At 65.7% G+C, this 17895-nt stretch carries 19 protein-coding genes; 9 read left to right on the forward strand and 10 right to left on the reverse strand.

The window, feature by feature from the left end; all coding sequences use genetic code 11:
• Nucleotides 1–38: 38 nt before the first annotated feature.
• From AC1U2B_RS21980 to AC1U2B_RS21990, 3 genes are read right to left on the reverse strand one after another with little or no spacing between them, the layout of a single operon-like run.
• Complete coding sequence (locus AC1U2B_RS21980; protein ID WP_418001905.1) at nucleotides 39–821, reverse strand: creatininase; 783 nt, start codon at nucleotides 819–821, stop codon at nucleotides 39–41.
• 16 nt (nucleotides 822–837) lie between these two features.
• On the reverse strand, nucleotides 838–1629 hold the full coding sequence (locus AC1U2B_RS21985) for an SDR family NAD(P)-dependent oxidoreductase (RefSeq protein WP_480218448.1): 792 nt from the start codon (nucleotides 1627–1629) through the stop codon (nucleotides 838–840).
• A gap of 31 nt (nucleotides 1630–1660) precedes the next feature.
• The gene (locus AC1U2B_RS21990) at nucleotides 1661–2578 is read right to left on the reverse strand and encodes an NAD-dependent epimerase/dehydratase family protein (protein ID WP_480218449.1); all 918 of its coding nucleotides are present in this window, start codon (nucleotides 2576–2578) and stop codon (nucleotides 1661–1663) included.
• A gap of 233 nt (nucleotides 2579–2811) precedes the next feature.
• On the opposite strand from AC1U2B_RS21990, the gene AC1U2B_RS21995 reads away from it, so the two are divergent.
• From AC1U2B_RS21995 to AC1U2B_RS22020, 6 genes are all read left to right on the forward strand, one after another.
• Nucleotides 2812–4437: a GMC family oxidoreductase gene (locus AC1U2B_RS21995; protein WP_480218450.1), complete on the forward strand. Its 1626-nt coding sequence runs from the start codon at nucleotides 2812–2814 to the stop codon at nucleotides 4435–4437.
• Between the two features lie 9 nt (nucleotides 4438–4446).
• A complete protein-coding gene (locus AC1U2B_RS22000; protein WP_260938705.1) occupies nucleotides 4447–4839 on the forward strand; it encodes a hypothetical protein in 393 nt (130 codons plus the stop codon).
• 105 nt (nucleotides 4840–4944) lie between these two features.
• On the forward strand, nucleotides 4945–6312 hold the full coding sequence (locus AC1U2B_RS22005) for a purine-cytosine permease family protein (RefSeq protein WP_260938703.1): 1368 nt from the start codon (nucleotides 4945–4947) through the stop codon (nucleotides 6310–6312).
• Between the two features lie 53 nt (nucleotides 6313–6365).
• Nucleotides 6366–7865: a PucR family transcriptional regulator gene (locus tag AC1U2B_RS22010; RefSeq protein WP_480218451.1), complete on the forward strand. Its 1500-nt coding sequence runs from the start codon at nucleotides 6366–6368 to the stop codon at nucleotides 7863–7865.
• Nucleotides 7865–8866 (forward strand): Gfo/Idh/MocA family protein, encoded by a 1002-nt coding sequence (locus tag AC1U2B_RS22015; RefSeq protein WP_480218452.1) that lies wholly within the window; start codon nucleotides 7865–7867, stop codon nucleotides 8864–8866. The genes AC1U2B_RS22010 and AC1U2B_RS22015 overlap by 1 nt, the downstream gene beginning before the upstream one ends.
• Complete coding sequence (locus AC1U2B_RS22020) at nucleotides 8863–9684, forward strand: sugar phosphate isomerase/epimerase family protein (protein ID WP_480218453.1); 822 nt, start codon at nucleotides 8863–8865, stop codon at nucleotides 9682–9684. Before AC1U2B_RS22015 ends, AC1U2B_RS22020 begins: the two co-directional genes overlap by 4 nt.
• Nucleotide 9685: 1 nt before the next feature.
• Here AC1U2B_RS22020 and AC1U2B_RS22025 read toward each other — a convergent pair whose 3' ends face one another.
• Nucleotides 9686–10339, reverse strand: coding sequence for a VC0807 family protein (locus AC1U2B_RS22025; protein ID WP_480218454.1), 654 nt, complete (start codon nucleotides 10337–10339; stop codon nucleotides 9686–9688).
• A 234-nt stretch (nucleotides 10340–10573) separates the two neighbouring features.
• On the opposite strand from AC1U2B_RS22025, the gene AC1U2B_RS22030 reads away from it, so the two are divergent.
• Nucleotides 10574–11065, forward strand: coding sequence for a universal stress protein (locus AC1U2B_RS22030; protein ID WP_260938694.1), 492 nt, complete (start codon nucleotides 10574–10576; stop codon nucleotides 11063–11065).
• Nucleotides 11066–11081: 16 nt separating this feature from the next.
• Here the strand turns inward: AC1U2B_RS22030 and AC1U2B_RS22035 are convergent, their stop codons facing one another.
• Together AC1U2B_RS22035 and AC1U2B_RS22040 are read right to left on the reverse strand one after the other, a co-directional pair.
• Nucleotides 11082–11414, reverse strand: coding sequence for a transcriptional regulator (locus AC1U2B_RS22035; protein ID WP_480218455.1), 333 nt, complete (start codon nucleotides 11412–11414; stop codon nucleotides 11082–11084).
• Entirely contained in the window at nucleotides 11411–11875 is a 465-nt protein-coding gene (locus AC1U2B_RS22040) for a hypothetical protein (RefSeq protein ID WP_480218456.1), read from the reverse strand. The genes AC1U2B_RS22035 and AC1U2B_RS22040 overlap by 4 nt, the downstream gene beginning before the upstream one ends.
• A gap of 162 nt (nucleotides 11876–12037) precedes the next feature.
• Here AC1U2B_RS22040 and AC1U2B_RS22045 point away from each other — a divergent pair, with 162 nt between their 5' ends.
• The gene (locus tag AC1U2B_RS22045; protein ID WP_043396235.1) at nucleotides 12038–12601 is read left to right on the forward strand and encodes a hypothetical protein; all 564 of its coding nucleotides are present in this window, start codon (nucleotides 12038–12040) and stop codon (nucleotides 12599–12601) included.
• A gap of 74 nt (nucleotides 12602–12675) precedes the next feature.
• Here the strand turns inward: AC1U2B_RS22045 and AC1U2B_RS22050 are convergent, their stop codons facing one another.
• Both AC1U2B_RS22050 and AC1U2B_RS22055 read right to left on the reverse strand, forming a co-directional pair.
• Complete coding sequence (locus tag AC1U2B_RS22050; RefSeq protein WP_480218599.1) at nucleotides 12676–13011, reverse strand: hypothetical protein; 336 nt, start codon at nucleotides 13009–13011, stop codon at nucleotides 12676–12678.
• Between the two features lie 356 nt (nucleotides 13012–13367).
• Complete coding sequence (locus AC1U2B_RS22055) at nucleotides 13368–13967, reverse strand: TetR/AcrR family transcriptional regulator (protein ID WP_480218457.1); 600 nt, start codon at nucleotides 13965–13967, stop codon at nucleotides 13368–13370.
• Between the two features lie 121 nt (nucleotides 13968–14088).
• On the opposite strand from AC1U2B_RS22055, the gene AC1U2B_RS22060 reads away from it, so the two are divergent.
• Entirely contained in the window at nucleotides 14089–15684 is a 1596-nt protein-coding gene (locus AC1U2B_RS22060) for an FAD-binding protein (protein WP_480218458.1), read from the forward strand.
• On the opposite strand, the gene AC1U2B_RS22065 is transcribed toward AC1U2B_RS22060, so the two are convergent.
• Nucleotides 15597–16322 carry a helix-turn-helix domain-containing protein gene (locus AC1U2B_RS22065; RefSeq protein WP_480218459.1) on the reverse strand — a complete coding sequence of 242 codons (726 nt, stop codon included), beginning with the start codon at nucleotides 16320–16322 and terminating at the stop codon, nucleotides 15597–15599. The genes AC1U2B_RS22060 and AC1U2B_RS22065 overlap by 88 nt on opposite strands.
• Nucleotides 16319–17776, reverse strand: a complete 1458-nt coding sequence (locus AC1U2B_RS22070) for an APC family permease (protein ID WP_480218460.1) — start codon at nucleotides 17774–17776, stop codon at nucleotides 16319–16321. The genes AC1U2B_RS22065 and AC1U2B_RS22070 overlap by 4 nt, the downstream gene beginning before the upstream one ends.
• Nucleotides 17777–17895: the final 119 nt, after the last annotated feature.

Consider the following 17895-nt stretch of genomic DNA (forward strand, 5'->3'; position numbering starts at 1 on the left):
TCCAAGAGAGAGGCGACACGCCCGGCCGCGGGCGCAATCTAAGCCCCGCGGCGGTCCCCGAACTCCTCGTCCAGGATCGCCACCAGCCGGTCGACCATCCAGTCGGTGAGCATCTTGCCCTTCTCGGCGCTGGCGGCCTCCGGCGAGGACAGCGTGCCGCTGGCCGTCGACATCCGAGTGTCGATCGGCAGCACGTCGTAGTTCACGACGCGTTCGGGTGAATCGGCCTTGATGTGCTCGGGCCGGACCAGGTGCGGTGCGTGGTGCAGCAGCAGCGAGGTTTCGATGACGGCGGCGTGCTCCAGCGCCAGGCCCGGGAAGCCGCCGGGCCAGATGGCCTGCTGGCGATCGGCCGTGAAGTCCGGGTTGGCGTCTTCCATCACCAGGATCTTCAGCTCCGGGTGCTTCTCGGAGATCAGGAACGCCGGCTCGTAGATGAACCCGCTGTTCTCGTAATGCCAGTTGTACAGCACGATGTTGCGGAACCCGGCCCGCTTCAGTTCGCTGAGGATGTCCTCGAGCAGCGCGATGTACGTGGTTGCCCGCAGTGACAGGGTGCCCGGAATATGCTGTCCGCCACCGCTTCCCGGTCGACTGCGATAGCCGAAGGGGACGAACTGCCCGACGATCAGGTCGGTCCGCTCGCTGGCGGCTGCCAGCAGCTTCTCGGGGATGAGCCAGTCGGTGCAGACCGGCAGGTGATGGCCGTGTTGCTCGGTCGAGCCGATCGGAATGGCCACGGGAATGTCGGCGCGGGCAGCCTCGGCGATCTCGGGCCAGGTCATCTCCCGGTACAGCCGGGTGCGCTTCTGCTCGGTCATGGAAACTCCTTGCGGGTCAGACATTCTGGGAGACGCCGATGTTGCCGGCGGGGATACAGGTGGAGCGCCCACCGTCGACGACGAGGTGGGTGCCCACCGCGTAGCTGGCCCGGTCGGACAGCAGGAACGCCACGGCTTCGGCGATCTCCTGCGGCTCACCGAACCGTCCGACGGCGACGCTGGAGGCGATTTCGGCGATCTCGGCCTCGGGGTCGGCGCTGTCTTCGAATTCGACCATCAGCAGCGGAGTGCGGGTGGTGCCGGGGCACACGGAATTCACCCGGATGCCCCAGGACACCAATTCCGCTGCGGCACTGCGCGTCATGGCGACGATCGCGCCCTTGGTGGCGGTGTAGGCGACGAATCCGGGTTGGCCCATGAGGGCCAGTTCGGAACCGGTGTTGACGATGGCGCCGCTACCGCGGGGCTGCATGACCCGGGCGGCCTCCCGCAACACGTAGAACGACCCGGCGACATTGATCGCCATCAGATCGTCGAAATCCTGGTCGGTGGTGTCGACGAGCGGTGCGACACGGGAGATTCCGGCGTTGTTGAGCACGGCATCGATGGGGCCGAGTTCGGCTTCCACTCGCTCGAAGGCCGCTCGGACCGCGCCCGAGTCTCGCACGTCGACACTCACCGCAAGCACGCGCCGGCCATGAGCGGTCACCTGTCGCACGGCCTCGGACAGGTCGTCTTCCGGCCGGGCCAGCACGGCCACGTCGGCACCTTCGCGGGCCAGGGTCGCGGCCGTGGCCAGCCCGATCCCCGAGGATGCCCCCGTAACCAGGGCGATGCGGTTCGCCATGTCTCCCATGAAGCGTTGTCCCTTCGATTCGTCAGAGTTGTTCAGCGGACCGGATCCACTCGATCTGTGATTGCAGGCCCTTCTCGAGCTCCCACGCCGGTTCGTATCCGAGATCGCGGGTGGACCGGGATAGATCGAACTGAACCTGGCGGTCCCAGTCGGGCAGGTAACCCGGTCCGATGTCGAAGCGGGCGTCGGGCAGGTATTTCTGGAGCAGCGCAGCGGTTTCGAACACCGTCATCCGGTCGCCGCCCGAGACGAAGTAGGCCTGCTGGCTGAGCGTCGTCGTGGTGGACGCCAGCCGCGCCGCGGTGGCGACGTCCTCGACGTGCACGAACTGGAAACCGTGGTCACCACCGGACTCGAGGGTGAAGGTCTCGCCGCGCAGCCCGGCCCGGATCATGTCGCCGAGCAGGCTGGGCATCCACAACCCGGGTCCGTACACCTCGGTGATGCGCAGTGAGACGATCTCCATGCCGTACAGCGAGTTGTACGCACTGCCCAGCAGTTCGCCGGCCACCTTCGTCACGCCGTACACGGTGGTGGGTGCGGGCTTGACGTCCTCGGTGACAGGGCCCGGTTCGGTGATGTTGCCCAGGGCGCACTCCGAGGAGAAGAACACGATCCGCCGAACGCCCGTCATCCGGGCGGCTTCGTAAACCGCAAGCGTGCCATCGGCATTCGCGGCGAAGGTGGTGACCGGAAGTTCGATCGAGAGCGCCGGGTGGCTCTGGCCGGCGGTGTGGATGATGCGATCCACCTCGTAGGTGCGCAAGGTCTCGGTGAGGCGGGGGATGTCGAACAGCTCGCCAAGGACCGCGACTACTCCGGCTCGGGGGTCAACGGAGTAGTCGCGGTTGTACATGATGACGCGCTCGCCGTCGGCCAGCAGTTGGTCCACCAGATGGCGGCCGACGAAGCCGCGGCCGCCGGTGACGAGTGTGGTCATCGATATCTTCCTTTTCCTTGGCGCGGTGCGGTCGTGCTGGAGGTTGTCGCACGCCACCGCCGTGCTGATCACATTGCCGTCGCTGCTCTGTCAGCGGCAACGATCGAACTGTCGAGGCTTGTTGTTCGTCCTTGTGCGAATGCACAAGGTGACTTCGTGGGCTTGTGCGGATTCGCGGCCACCCAGCGGGTGTGATCCACGCATCATTGATCCACAGATGTGACCGACTTGGAGTGCGACTGGTGAACACACAAAACATCGACGACGAGCCCGACGTCCTGATCATCGGGGCCGGCGCTTCCGGTGGGGTAGCGGCCCTCGAACTGGCTCAACAGGGCCTGAAGGTCGTCTGCCTCGAACAGGGCGGCTGGAACCTGCCCGACGATTTCACCGCAGGCAAGCCGGAATGGGAACTGACCCGGCTCAAGCAGTGGAACGCTAGCCCCAACGTGCGGCAGAACCAGGCCGACTACCCGATCGACAGCACCGAGAGCCCGGTAGAACCGTTGATGTTCAACGGCGTTGGCGGCAGCACCATCATGTTCTCCGGCCACTGGGTGCGTCCCATGCCGTCGGACTTCCGCGTCAAGACCCTCGACGGTGTGGCCGAGGACTGGCCGTTCACCTACGACGATCTGCGTCCGTTCCTGGATGAGGTCACCCACCACATCGGTGCCTCGGGACTGGAAGGCGACCCGGCTTATCCCGACTCGCACACCTTCCCGCTGCCGCCGCTGCCGATCGGCAAGTACGGCCTGGTCGCCGCCAAGGGCATGGACAAGCTCGGCTGGCACTGGTGGCCCGCGCCGAACGCCATCGCATCGCGCAAATACAAGAATCAGGAAGGCTGCCAGCGCTACGGCGCCTGCGAGTCCGGCTGTCCGGTCGGCGCCAAGGCCAGCACCGACATCACCCACTGGCGCGACGCGATCAGGCTCGGCGTGCGGCTCGTTACCGGGGCTCGGGTCAGCCGCCTCACCATGAACAAGAAGGGCCTGGTCACTGGCGCCGAGTACATCGACCGTAAGGGCACTCTGCAGCACCAGAGTGCGCGGGTAACGGTGTTGGCGGCCAACGGCATCGGCACACCACGTCTGCTGCTGAACTCGGCGCCGGATGGGCTGGCCAACTCGTCAGGCCTGGTCGGTAAGCGGCTGATGACCCACCCCTACGCCTCGGTCTACGGCGCATACGACGAAGACATGGAGACCTGGCTCGGCCCCGCCGGCCAGGCGCTGCAGTCACTGCAGTTCTACGAGACCGACACCAGCCGAGGATTCGTGCGCGGCGCCAAGTGGAACCTCATGCCCACCGGCGGCCCACTGGCCCAGACCCTGTGGGAGCCGGGCGACAACTGGCGGGACGGCTTCGGCGCCAATTTCCATCCGCGACTGAAGCGCACATTCGGCCGTTACACCGAGTGGGGGATCACCACCGAAGATCTGCCCGACGAATCCAACACTGTGACACTGGATCCCAACGTCACCGACTCCGACGGGATCCCCGCGGCCAAGATTCACTACGAGATCGGCGAGAACTGCCGGCGGATGCTCGACTTCAACGTCGCCCGCGCCATGGAGGCACACGAAGCCGCGGGAGCCGTTGAGGTACACCCGGTTCCGGTCGTCCGGCACAGCGCCTGGCATCTGCTCGGCACCACCAAGATGGGTACCGACCCGGCGACCTCCGTCGTCGACGAGTGGTGCCGCACCCACGACATCCCGAACCTGTTCATCATCGATGGCAGCACCATGGTCACCTCGACCGGGATGAATCCCACCGCCACCATCATGGCCGTCGCGCTGCGCTCCATGCGGCATCTGGCCGAAACCCGCTCCAGTATCCCGACGGCATTCTGAGGAAGACCCATGCTCACTTCCGAACAGCGCCAGGTGTTCGCCACCTTGGCCGAAGCTCTTATCCCAGCAAGCGACACCATGCCGTCGGCCACCACCGCCGAAGTCTCCGGGGTCCTGCTCGATCAGGTCCTGCGCTACCGGCATGACCTCGTCGACGACCTGACTGCGGCGCTGGATGCCAGTGCCGGGAAAGACGCGGAAGTCGCTCTCGACGATCTCGCGGTCGGACAGCCTGAGCAGTTCGAGGCACTCACGGTCCTGGCAGCCGGGGCCTATTTCCTCAGTCCCGCAGTCAAATCCGCCATGCCCTACGACGCAGCGCCGCGTGCGGCACGCGACGATATGGATACCTACATCGACATGCTCGAGCACGTCGTCGACCGCGGCTTCGTCATCCGTTGATCCGGTTCACAGACCATCCCGAAATCATCACCACACCAACGTGTAAGGACGTGTCCCATGCCGCATGACAGTGGCTCGAGGGTCGAAACTCTGACGATTCAGCCGGTGCCGGAATCGCAGCGCACCGGAAAGGTGCGACACCTCTTCTCCTTCTGGTTTACCGTCCAGATCATCCCGCTCGCGGTGGTGACCGGTCTGCTCGGGCCGACGATCTACAAGCTGGATGTCGCATCCACCGTCATCGCCATCATTCTCGGCAGCCTCGTGGGCGCGGTGTTCATGGCGCTGCACTCGGTGCAGGGTTCGGGTCTCGGTGTGCCGCAGATGATCCAGGCGCGCGCACAGTTCGGCATGTACGGCTCACTGCTGGTGATCGTCGTCGTCATCCTGGCGTACGTCGGCTGGATCGTATCCCTGATGGTGTTGGCACAGCAGACGCTGGTCGCGGTCTTCCCGTCGCTGAATACGACTGTGGCGCTTGCCTTCAGCACTTTCGCCACCTTGGTCACCGTGGTCGTGGGTTACCAGCTCATCCTCCGGATGAACCGGGTGATGGTCTGGCTGTCCGGCCTCGCGCTGGTGCTCACCCTCGGCTACACCGCAGTCGCTGCCGCGCATGGCGGCACCGGTGGCGGCGGCAGTGGCTCATTCAACTGGATCGGCTTCCTTGGTATGGCATCGGTCGCCGGCATCTGGCAGCTGTCGTACGCGCCGTATGTCTCGGACTACTCGCGCTACCTGCCGAGCTCCACCACCCCCCGATCCGCCTTCTGGTACACGTACTTCGGCACGCTCCTCGGCGCCGTCGGCGCGATGATCGTCGGTGCGCTCCTGGTCGCCGGCCTGGGCTCGGACGCCTCACTGGCCAGCCTGTCGCGCATCATGCCCGCGCCACTGTTCGTCTTCGTGATGCTCGTGTTCTTCTTCGGGGCGATCGACGCCGGCGTCATCAACATGTACGGATCGTCGCTGTGCACGCTGACCTGCATCCAGGCCTTCAAGCTGAAGTGGTCGCCGAAGTCCTCGGCCCGGAACATCGTGGCGACCGTGATCGCGGCGGTGGTTTTCGTCGCCGCGATCGGCTTCTCCGACGACTTCCTCGTGCAGTACTCCAACTTCATCAGCATCCTGATCTACCTGCTGATCCCGTGGAGCATCGTCAACCTGATCGATTACTACGTCATCAAGAAGGGGCATTACGACGCCGCCTCGTTCAGCGACCCCAAGAGTGGCTACGGCGCCTTCAACGTCCCGGCCGTGCTCAGCTACTTCCTCGGCTTCGTCATCCAAATTCCTTTCATGTCAACGGCTTTCTACACCGGTGCCGTGGCGAACGAGATCGGCGGTATCGACACGGCGTGGATCGTCGGCACCATCGGCACGTTCTTCATCTACTTCGGCCTGATCAAGCTGTGGCAGGTCCGGTCGGCCGGTCAGGTGCAGACTGCGGTCGCTGCCGAGGTCGCGCCATAACCCAGTTGTCCGCAATCGCGTTCGGTGATCGTGTCGCAAGATACGGTTGATCGGTGAGCATCACCGTTCGCGAATTGCTGGACATGCCGCACCTGCAGTTGCGACTGCACTCGGGCAAGGCTGGTTTGGACCGCCAGGTGACCTGGACGCACACGTCGGACCTGCCCGAGCCCTGGCAATGGGTCAGTGGCGGTGAGCTGTTGATGACCAACGGGATGTCGTTTCCCGCCGATGCCGACGGCCAGGAGCATCTGCTCGACGAGCTCCATCGGATCGGCGCCAGCGGGTTGGCCATCGGCGAACAGATGTACTGCCCGAAGCTCACTCAACGATTCACCCAGGCGAGTGAACGCCTCGGACTGCCGGTGCTCTGGATCCGGTATCCCATGCCGTTCGTGGCGATCTCACGCGCCATCGCTGAGGCCACGCTGCTCGAACAATCCCAGCGCCTGATGCGCACGGCGCGAATCTACGACGCGCTCCGTCGCACCACCGGTGGCGATGTGGCTCGGTCCCGTACCGCCGATGCCCTCACCAAGGAGCTGCGGTGCCCGGTCTTCGTCTGCGACCGCGTGACTGCCGAGGCGTATCACCCCGATGGACCGCACCCACCCGAGGACGTGAAAGCCACTGTCCGAACGGCGTCGCAGGGCACGTTGGTCGCCGGCGCCCGGTCGGTGCTGACGCCGGGCGGCGTGGAGGTTCTTGTCGGTGAGGTGCCCACCCATGACAACGCGGTGCTGGCTGTCATCCGCGAGGGCGGGGTGGCGCTCGACGGCGTGCTCATCCAGCACGCGGCGACGGTCGTGGCCCTCGAGTTGTCCCAGACGCACCTGGCTCTCGAACACACCCGTCGTTCCGGTGCCGAGCTGACGGCGCAGCTCATGGACGGCAGCGTCGACCGCCGGGGTGGACGACGCCAATTGCTTTCCCTGGGACTCGATCCGGCCCACGCGGTATTCGTTTCGGCAACCTGCGCCGATGAACGGCGGCTGCGAGACCTCCATGTTGCGTTGTGGCGCCGTCGAATTCCGCATGTGACGGCATTCCGCTCGGGCGTCGCCCACGCGGTCGTTCCGGTTGCCGATGATGCCGTCGAGGCGATCGTCGGATCGCTCGGGCCGAGTGCCAGGGTCGGCGCCAGCCGGGCGCTGCAGTCGGTGTCCCGCTCAGGGGAATCGGCACGGGAAGCGACGTGGGCGCTGGGCACCGCGCAACGGACGGACGAGCAACTGGTTCGGTACGGCAGTGCCACATCGTGGCTGGGCGTCGGTGGTGTCGACGATGCCCAGGCCATGGTGGAACGGTGGTTGGGGCCGCTCATCGAACACGATGCCCAGCACCGGACGGGCCTCGTCGAAACCTTGGAAGCGTTTCTGGCCAATCAACGGTCGTGGCAGCGCACGGCCGAGGCCATGAACGTGCACCGGCAGACGGTGCTCTACCGCATTCACAAGGTGGAAGAACTGACCGGAGCCAAGCTGACCGATACCGCAGACATCGCGCAGCTGTGGCTGGCGCTGCAGTCACGAGATCTCCTGGGCGGCAGCTGATGACCGCGACGACCCCGCCGGTGAGGATCGGCATCGTCGGTGCGGCCCGCATCGCACCGATGGCGCTCATCAAACCGGCCAGGGCCTGCGATGACGTTTCGGTGGCTGCCGTCGCGGCCCGCGATGTGGCGAGAGCGCGCGATTTTGCCACGAAGCACGGAATCGACACGGCATATGGCAGCTACGACGAACTGATCGCCGATCGCGACCTGGATGCGGTGTACATCCCGCTGCCGAATGGATTGCACGGCAGGTGGATTCGGGCTGCCATCGACGCCGGTAAACATGTGCTCTGCGAAAAGCCGTTCACTGCCAACGAAGCCGAGGCCGCCGACATCGCCGAGCGGGCGGCCACCTCCGACCGCGTGGTGATGGAGGCGTTCCACTATCGCTATCACCCGCTGGCACTGCGCGTCGAGGAAATCGTGGCCTCGGGCGAGCTCGGGAAGCTGCAGCACGTCGAGACGGCGATGTGCTTCCCGCTGCCCAAGTTCTCCGACATCCGGTACAACTACGCGCTCGCGGGTGGCGCGACGATGGACGGTGGCTGCTACGCCATCCATATGGCGCGCATCTTCGGCGGCGGCGGCACCCCCGAGGTCGTATCGGCGCAGGCGAAACTCCGCGATGGTCAGGTTGATCGGGCGATGATCGCCGAATTGCGCTACCCCGCAGGCCATACCGGCCGGATGCGCTGCAGCATGTGGTCGACGAGTCTGGTCGAGATGAGCGCGCGGGTCGTCGGGGAGGCCGGCGAGCTGCGGGTCTTCAACCCGGTGCTGCCCCAGTTGTACCACCGGCTCACGGTCCGCTCCGCGAACGGCAAACGGGTGGAACGGTTTCCGCGGCGCGCGTCGTACAGCTATCAACTGGACGCGTTCGCCGGTGCGGTGTTGCGTGGTGAACCGGTCAAGACCACGCCGCAGGACGCGGTCGAGAACATGAGGGTCATCGACGCCGTCTACCGGGCCGCCGGCCTGCCGCTGCGGGAGCCCACGTGACACCATCCATCGATCTGCTCGGCATCGAGGCGCTCAGCGTGTTCGGTCTGCCCCCGGTCGAATTCGTCGATGTCGCCGCGGATCTCGGGTGCCGGTTCATCACGGTCTTCGTGCAGAATTTCGCCGCGCTGCCGCTGGGCTACCCGCCGTTCTCGCTCCAAGATGACAGCCGACTGCGGGCCGACGTGCTCGCGGCCATGGACCACCGCGGCGTCGGCATCTCGCTGGGTGACGGATTCCTCGTGCTGCCTGGCGCCGACATGCGGTCGTTCGGCCGGGATCTCGACCTGATGGCCGAACTGAGGGTGCCCCGGATCAACGTGGTCAGCCTGGACCCGGACCTTGAGCGCACCGTCGACCAGATCGGCGCGCTGGCGGAACTCGCCGCACAACGGCAGATCGAGACGGTCATCGAACCGGTGCCGGGCCTGACCATCGGCGACCTGCCGACGGCGTTGACTGTGCTCCAACATATTTCGCGACCCGATGTCCGGCTGCTGATCGACACCATGCACCTGGTGCGGTCCGGTTCCGGTGCCGCAGACCTCTGCACCGTTGCTGCCGAGCAGATCGGCTACGCCCAGCTCTGCGATACGACTCTGGCGCCGCAGGCCGGCAACTACGCCGAGGAAGCCATGTTCGAACGGATGGTTCCGGGGGAGGGTGAACTTCCGCTGTCCGAGATCCTCGCGGCGCTGCCCGACGACATCGTCATCGGATTGGAAGTACCCCAACGATCGCTGGCGCTGTCCGGCGTCGGCCCAGCAGCGCGGCTCAGACCCTGCGTCGAAGCGGCGCAGGGTCTGTTGCGGCGGTAGCTCAGGCGCTCAGCGTCTGCTTGAAGCGGCGGACCATGAGTGCCACCACCGCACCGATCGCCAGGACGACGACGGACCCGACGACGTTGACCAAGCCGTTCGCGACGTCGAAGGGAAACGTGAAGATGATGCCGAGCAGGATGACCACCTGAATCACCAGACCGACGCCGACCACCGCACTGAGCCGGATGTGCAACGCGTGTAGCGCGACGGTCGGGGTGTGCTCAGTGGCCGCGGGCATGAATCGGGCGGCGACGAACTGTGTCATGGGCTTGCCGACCAGGCAGCTCGCCAGGAACACCGCGGCCGCCGCGCCGCCGACGAGCGTCTGTCCGGCCAGCACCAGCCGGGGGTCGGTGGTCACCAGCGCGACCGCCAGGGTCAGGCCGAACATCAACATGAGGTACCCGGAGTACGGGTCGAGTTGACGCGCCTTCACGAGCCCGTACCCCACCGGGATGCCGGCGACGATCGTCGCGGTCAAGAGTGCGAAGTACTCGGACTGTCCGGTGGCGCGCAGCCCATAGAACGCGACCAACGGCGTTCCCACCTCGAGGACCGTTCGGATGATCGCGCGCCGTTTGGCAGCGGACCTTTCGGTGTCCGGGCGGTCGACCGGCTCCGGTTCGATGGTGTCGAGGGCCATGGCGGTCATGGTGGTGTCCTTCCGGGACGAGTCGGGTGGCGTCGCGATTCCGCGATATCTCCAGCGTCTCGTTCATCGGGCCGCGAGTCTGTCCGGCGACCGGCTGATACGGGGGAGGAGATCGATGTCCACCAATTGGGGGATCCGCTGGGGGAGCACACCCGCAATGCACGCCAAATGCCCACGTCAACTGATCCGTCGGCGCTAAGGTCGTCACGACGTCACCCCCGTAAGGAGACAGCGATGGGCAGCTACCGGACAGTCCTGGTTGGAACTGACGGCTCAGACTCGTCGATGAAAGCGGTCGAACATGCCGCCAAGTTCGCGGCGCAGCAGGGCGCGAAGCTGGTCATCGCGACGGCTCATTTCCACGAAGTCGAAAAGGGCAGTTGGGCACGGCCGGCCGCACCGGAGAAAGCAAGTGATCGCCGGGCAGAGGACGCGCTGGGACGTGATGGCGGCTACCGGGTGCACGGCGATGCGCACGTTTACGAGATCCTCCACGAAGCCGGCGAACTCGCGCGCGGTGCGGGCGCCCAGGACATCGAGGAGCGGTCGGTGATCGGTGCGCCCGTCGAGGCGCTCACCACGTTGGCGCAAGACGTCGCCGCTGACCTGATCGTCGTCGGCGATGTCGGACTGAACTCGACGGCAGGACGACTGTTGGGTTCGGTGCCCGCCGACGTTGCACGCAAAGCCAAGATCGACATCTTGATCGTGCACACCGTCGACTAACTCCGCAGGGTCGGGACTATCGGCCGGCTTTCGCAGCGCCTCGCGAAACCCCTGCATGTTGCGGACCTTCGACGATGGCCCGCAATGCCGCAACGTGGCCGTCAAACGCGGCGCGGCCGGCCTCGGTCAAGCTTGCGTGCACCTTATGGCGGCTGCCGTCCAAACGGCGTTCGGTGGTGACGTAACCGGCGTGCTCGAGGACCGACAGCTGCTTCGACAAGGCCGAATCCGATAGCGACAGAGCGTCTTTGAGATACGCGAAGTCGACCCAATCCGCGGCGGCCAACGTGGCCGCCAGGGACAGGCGGGTGCTCGGGTGAATCAGCTCATCGAATCGCGGTGCCGTCATGCGTGGACCCAGCGGCGGAGAACCCGCAAGATCTCAGGTCCGCCCAGGCCGACGATGACAGCGACAAACACTGCAGCTGCGATGCCGGGATGTCGGGCGCCGTCAGCATCCAGTGCGAATCCCGTGGCGATCGTGATGGCGACCAGAGCGAACAGCATGCCGATCACCACCATCGGGATCCGAGGGCTGACGGTGTCGGCGCTGACCTGCAGCCGTTCGGTGCGCCGGCGACCGCTGAGTCGGCGGGACGCAATCGTGGAATGAATGACCCCGAACCCCAGTGTCGCGCCGACGGCGAGCCACTGCGGGCCGAGGTCGCCGACGATCCCGAGAACGACCCATGCCGCAGCCAGGAGCCACCAGTACCACCGGGGGAGACCTACTTCGTCGACGACTTTCGCCCTGGCGTGATCCACTGCGTCGAGCGCGGCGCGCGCGTCCGCCGGCGTGATGTGCTCCATGGCTTCGTCCTCACTTTCCCGCTTGGAAAGTCGATCCTTCAGTTTCCAAGCAGGAAAGTCAAGGGCTGGCTGCAAGGTTGCAAGGTGCGGGAGTGACCTCCCGGCGGGCAGCTTTGGCAAACCACGAGAAACACACCGCCCGGACGTGCGAGTCTGATGCGTATGTCCACGCACGACTTTGCGACCTATGAGGAATTCGGCCGCAAATTCTTCGAGGTCGCCGTCACCGCCGACCGGGTTGCCGACGGTTTCGGCACGATGGCCGGCGATACCTTCGAATTGGGGCCGTTTCCTGCCGGGCCCGCGGGCATCGCTCGGGTGACGGCGCGCGTCAGCATCGAACAGCCCCAGGTGACTCGCCGGGACGGCGACATGATTGCGTTCGACGTTCGCATCCCGCTCGATATCGACCTCCTGATCGACCTGCGTGTCGACCGCTCCCGATTCATGGTGACCGGCGAGATCGCGTTGATCGCCACCGCCCGTGCTGCCGAGCCACTGCTGCTGATCATCGATATTCCGAAGCCGGAGCGGAAGGACATCACGGTCAACGTCACGTCCCAGACGCTGCGGGGCGAACTCCTGCGGATCGTGGCCGACGTCGACTCGGAGATCAAACGCGTCATCGCCAAGCAGGTTGGCCGCCGGATCGAAGCACCCGAAGCGCAGCAGGCGAAGGTCGTCGACATCGGCAAGCGGATCGCCAGCGCCTGGACGGGAATCTGACGGTGCAGTATCGCCGATGTCGAGTAGCGGAACCCACTATGAAAGTCGTTATTGCGCGGACCAATTCGTAGTGGTCAGACCGGCGCGATGTAGTTGCTGCTGAAGAACTCCTGGGGGATCTGCGAATGCGGGGACGGTAGATCCACTGCCAGCCACATGCCGGTGGTACCGGTCGGGATGGGCGCTTGCAGCGTGATGCTGCCGCTGCCGAAGGCATCGGCGGCGAGCGTACCCGTGGTGATGCCGCGGTCGCCCGGCATGCAGCCCAGCACGGCGTGCGGTGCCGGGATGACCCGCACCACGTACTGCCCGTTGTCGGCGCCGTTGGTCATATCGATATGGGCGACCGCGGTGTGTCCGTCAGAGGTGATCTCCGCGAAGAGCTTGGCTCCCGGACGGCCCAATTGCATTGTCACAAGCTGAAAATCGCACGTGTGCATGTTGGCGAGCAGGAACATTCGATGGGCTGGCGAAGCGGACGCCGAAGCCCCAGTGCTGGCCAGGGCTGTGCTCATTGCTGCGGCGACCGCCGCTGCTCGCAGGGTATGGGCGCGGATCGATGCCGGAGTGTTCACCATGGACCTTCTCGCTCGCGTGCGCGAAATAGGTTGTCGCACTACGTGTTCAACAGCTTATGAACGAGAAGGGCCCGCTGGGATCGTGCTGTGGTCGGAGATCGCCCGGGGGCTTCCTACGCCCGGGGTAGGTATCGAGCGCCGCCCACGGCACGATGTCCGCGGCGTACTGCGGCCGCCGAGCGGGGCAGCTAGCCCGCGGGCGCGACGCCGTTCAAGACGAAGTCGATGACTTCGCCGGTAACGTCGTGTTTGCTCTTTCCCGAGCTGACGACGTTGTGCAACAGCGCGGTCATCATGACCGCGCCGAAGATGCTGATCGCGTCGGTGCTCGGTTCTGCGACGCGCTTCAGGGTGCCGTCCGCGGCGCCGGCCTCGAGCACTCGTGCGATGGGTTCGTAGAATGCCTGTTGGACGGCCGAGGCGAGCTCGGGAAGTCTGATCGCGCGGCCGAGGTCGCCTACCAGCGCCGTGCTCGTCCCTGGCCGGTTCATTGTGTGCGCGACCTGCGCGGTGATGACGGCGACGAGTCTGTCCTTGCCGCTGCCGGCCGAATCGGCGGCAGCGGCAACATCGCGGGCTAGGTCGCCGAGCGAATCCCGCAGCAGAAAACCGAGGATGTCGTCCTTGCCGGTGAAGTAGTAGTAAAGCGTGGCTTTCGGGACACCGGATGCGGCCGCGATCTCTTCGATCTTCGTGTTTTCCAGGCCCTTGGTGGCGATCAGGTCGGCTGCGGCATAGAGCTTGCTCGCTACCGCCGCGGGGACTGCCCGTCCCGATTGTTCAACCACGAATCGAAGTGTACGAGCAGCAGGCCCACTGAATCCCGAGGCCATGGAATCCACATCCAAACTGATATGTTGTACTCAGAGTCTAAACTGCGAGTACTACTGCTTGTCGGAAGGGAGCACCATGAGCGGCGTCACGGCGGACGTGGTTGTGGTCGGCTACGGAGCTGCCGGTGTGTGCGCCGCGCTGGAAGCGCGAGCTCAGGGGGCAGATGTCCTCGCCATCGACCGATTCAACGGGGGCGGCGCCACGCAGGTGTCGGGCGGGATCATCTACGCCGGCGGGGGAACATGGGTGCAACGCGAAGCCGGTATCGACGACAGCGCTGACGCGATGTACACGTATCTGCGCGCCGAAGTCGGCGACTCGGTACGGCCGGAAACACTGCGGCGGTTCGTCGACGGCAGTCCCGCGATGATCGACTGGCTCACCGAACACGGCGTGCCGTTCGAGGCATCGGTGTGTCCCTACAAGACGTCGTACCCCAACAACAAGTACTACCTGTACTACTCGGGCAGCGAGAACTCCGGGCACTTCCGTGCGCTCACTCCGCCGGTGCAACGTGGTCACCGGGCCAAAGGGCCTGGTGCGTCAGGCAAGAAGATCTACCAGCCGCTGGCTGAGTCGGCGAGCCGTGCCGGGGTGCGCACGATGTTCCATACCCGCGCCGAGTCGCTTCTGACGGATTCCACCGGTCGAGTCGTGGGTGTGCGGACCAGCACCCTCGCGCACGCACCGGCGTGGGTGAAGCGACGCTATGCGGCATACGCGGCGCTGGCAGTGAAACCGGGCATCTACTATCCGCCGCTGCGCGCGACGCTGGAGCGTCGTTTGTCGGCCCTGGAGCGCCGATACGCCCAGACGGTCGACGTCCATGCCCGCAAGGGCGTAATCCTTTGTGCCGGTGGCTATATCGCCAATCGAGAGTTGATAGAGCAACATGCTCCGGCATATCGCGACGGTCTTCAGCTCGGAACCAGTGCCGATGACGGCAGCGGCATGCAGTTGGCCATCGACGTCGGCGCGGCAGTTGATCGGTTGGACAACGTGTCCGCGTGGCGATTCATCACTCCGCCAAGCGCGATGCTCGGCGGGCTCGTCGTCGACGAACGCGGGCAGCGGTTCATCGACGAAACCCGTTACGGCGCCGCCATCGGCAATGCGATGGTGCAACACCACAACGGACGAGGATGGGTCCTCACTGACCGGGCATTGCTCGACCAGGCACGCGAACAGCTTCCACAGCAAGCGATTTGGTTTCAGCGCCTCCAGATGGAGGCGATGCTACGGACCGACCGCGTGGAGGCCGACACCCTCGAAGCCGTCGCGACCAAGGCGGGTGTCGACCCGGCGGGACTGCGTCAAACAGTCACTGAGCACAACGAGGCCGCGGCGTCGGGTGACCCTGACCCGATGGGTAAGCCGGCCGATTTCGTCCATCCCATCGAGCAAGGGCCGTACTCACTCATCGCGATCTCGATCAAACGCAGCCTGATCAATCCATGCCCCATGTTCACCCTCGGTGGCCTCATCGTCGATGAAGAGTCCGGTGCCGTGAAAACTCCGCAGGGACAACCGATCGACGGCCTGTTTGCCGCGGGACGCACTGCCATCGGAATCTGCGCCAACTCCTACGTCAGCGGACTGTCGCTGGCCGACTGCGTGTATTCCGGACGGCGGGCCGGCGCGCATGCGGTGCATGCCGCTGCCAGCGCCTGAGCGTGGGGAGTCAGGAAGGACACCAATGTGTCCGAGTCCGCCACCCTGTGTATCGGTGCGGAGGCGGCCAGCACGGCAATGAGACTGCAGTCCTGACCGCGGATCGGGACGGCCAGGCAACCGTGGCCGGGCACCATCAGTCCGCGCTGCGTGGCGAACGCTGGGCGCTCGCCTCGCGCGTCTGCGGAGATGATGCGTCCGATGGCCGAGCAATCCGGTTCGGCGACAATCCGCTCAGGATCAGACAGCGGGAAATCTGGATCGATGTCGAACAGCTCCAGTGCCGGTTGCGTAGCGGGGGCCAGGGGCCGATGCAGCACCAGATGTATCCCGAACCTGGCTTCGGCGCGCACGGCGTCCACCGCTTCGCGGACCCGGTCCGCGGGTGTCGACGGGATGCCGACCAATCGATCGATCCGGCGTCCCAGTGCGAATCCACCCAAATCGGGTGTGCGGACGAGGTACTCGCTCTCTACCAAGACGCCGAGCAGGCGGTACGCGGCTGACCGCGACATCCGCAGCCGATGAGTGATTTCCAGCGCCGTAATTCCGGGTCCCGCGGCCGCTACCTCTTCGATGATGGCCAGGGCAGCGAGCGCGGAGCGGGACCCGGCATCCGGACGCAACGCCCGTGTCATGGCGAGCGCCGCAAGTATCCGCGCCAGACCGAGGACCTCACGGTTCCCGAATGCGCGCCAATCGATGCGAAGGCATCCGGCCGGCGGCTGCGTACCCAGTATCCGAGGGCTGCCCACAGCAGCATCCAGGCCGCCGACACCGCCGATCCAGACCACGAAGGGCCCGCGACCGTCAGTCCCCAGAATCCAGTCACCACGGCGGTGAGTACCAATGCGCAGGCGGGACCGAGTACCCAGACCGCGCGACTGGGCTCGCCCAGGCGGCGCAGCATCAGCGGCATCGCGCCGGCCAGCGCGGCATATGCCAACAGGTAGCCACCGACCGCGCCGGCCACCAATGCTCCACACACCGCTGTCGGGTCGGCTCCGACCGCGCTGACTGCGAACGGCAGCCCGAAGACGGCTGCCGTGCACACCGCAATCCCCACTGTCGGCGCCTTGCTACGGAGATCGGTGTGGCCGAGGGCTTCTGGGAGCACGCCTTCGCGGGCCAGGGACAACAAGACGCGTGCCGCCGCAGTCGTCGAAGCCAGCGCGCACGCAAAAAATGACAGAGTCGCCGCGAGGTACACCGCCGGTACCAGCATCCGGCCCCCGGGACTGGCCGCCAGCGTCTCGAACCACGAACGCGTCGTCGCGCCGCTGAGCGATTCGGCCTGCGCCAGGGTCGCAAGCAGCACAACGGATCCGCCCACCAACAGCGAGCCGCGGACGGCGGCCGGCACTGTACGCAGCGGAGCGCGCGTCTCGACCGACAGCACTGTCGCGCTCTCGAAGCCGACGAACGCCGTCATCGCCACAGCGATACCACCGGCCAGGCGGCCGAGATCGGGGGCAGGTTCCAGCACGGAATCAAGCAATGGGCGTCCGTCGCCGTGACACAGCAGCCATACCGAAACCACCACCACGAGTAGTACGGCCACGGCTTCGGTCACCAGCGAGACCCGCGCTGACAACCGGATTCCGCGAACCAGTACCAGCCCACTGGCCACCGCAAATCCGAGCGCGCCGATAGCGACGAGCGAGCCGTGTGCCGTCATCCCGGCGGCGGACGCCAAGCGCAATGCGAACGACGAGGATTCGGTGACGGCGAACATCCCGGTGCCCAGGTAGCCGAGCAACAGCGCGCCGGCGGTGATGAATCCGGACATCGGCCCGACACCGATCGCAGCACACGTATAGAGGGAACCAGCGGCGGGCACGCGCCGGGCGAATCCCCGCACCAGCCATGACACCACCAGGGTGATTGCGAACGCGATAGCCATGCTCGCGACGACCGGACTGCCTTGCGCAGCAACCAATACCGGAATCGCGGTCGCGGCGCCGCACGGCGCCATCGCCGAAACGGACTGTGCCGCAACATCGGCTGCACCCAACGCGCCGCTGTCCAACCCGCCGAGGCGGGTCCGAGGGCCCAAGCCGCGCAGTGGCAACGGTTCGTTGGAGACGAGCATCGCCGAGTATAGGAACCCCTCTGTTTCTACGGCGTTTCGCACCAGTGTCTGCGACATATCCCGCACTGGGACAACGCTTCCCAGGCGAATCGTCGCCGCGGCAACGCGGCGGACACCGT

The organism is Mycolicibacterium sp. P4_G11 (assembly GCF_056555145.1).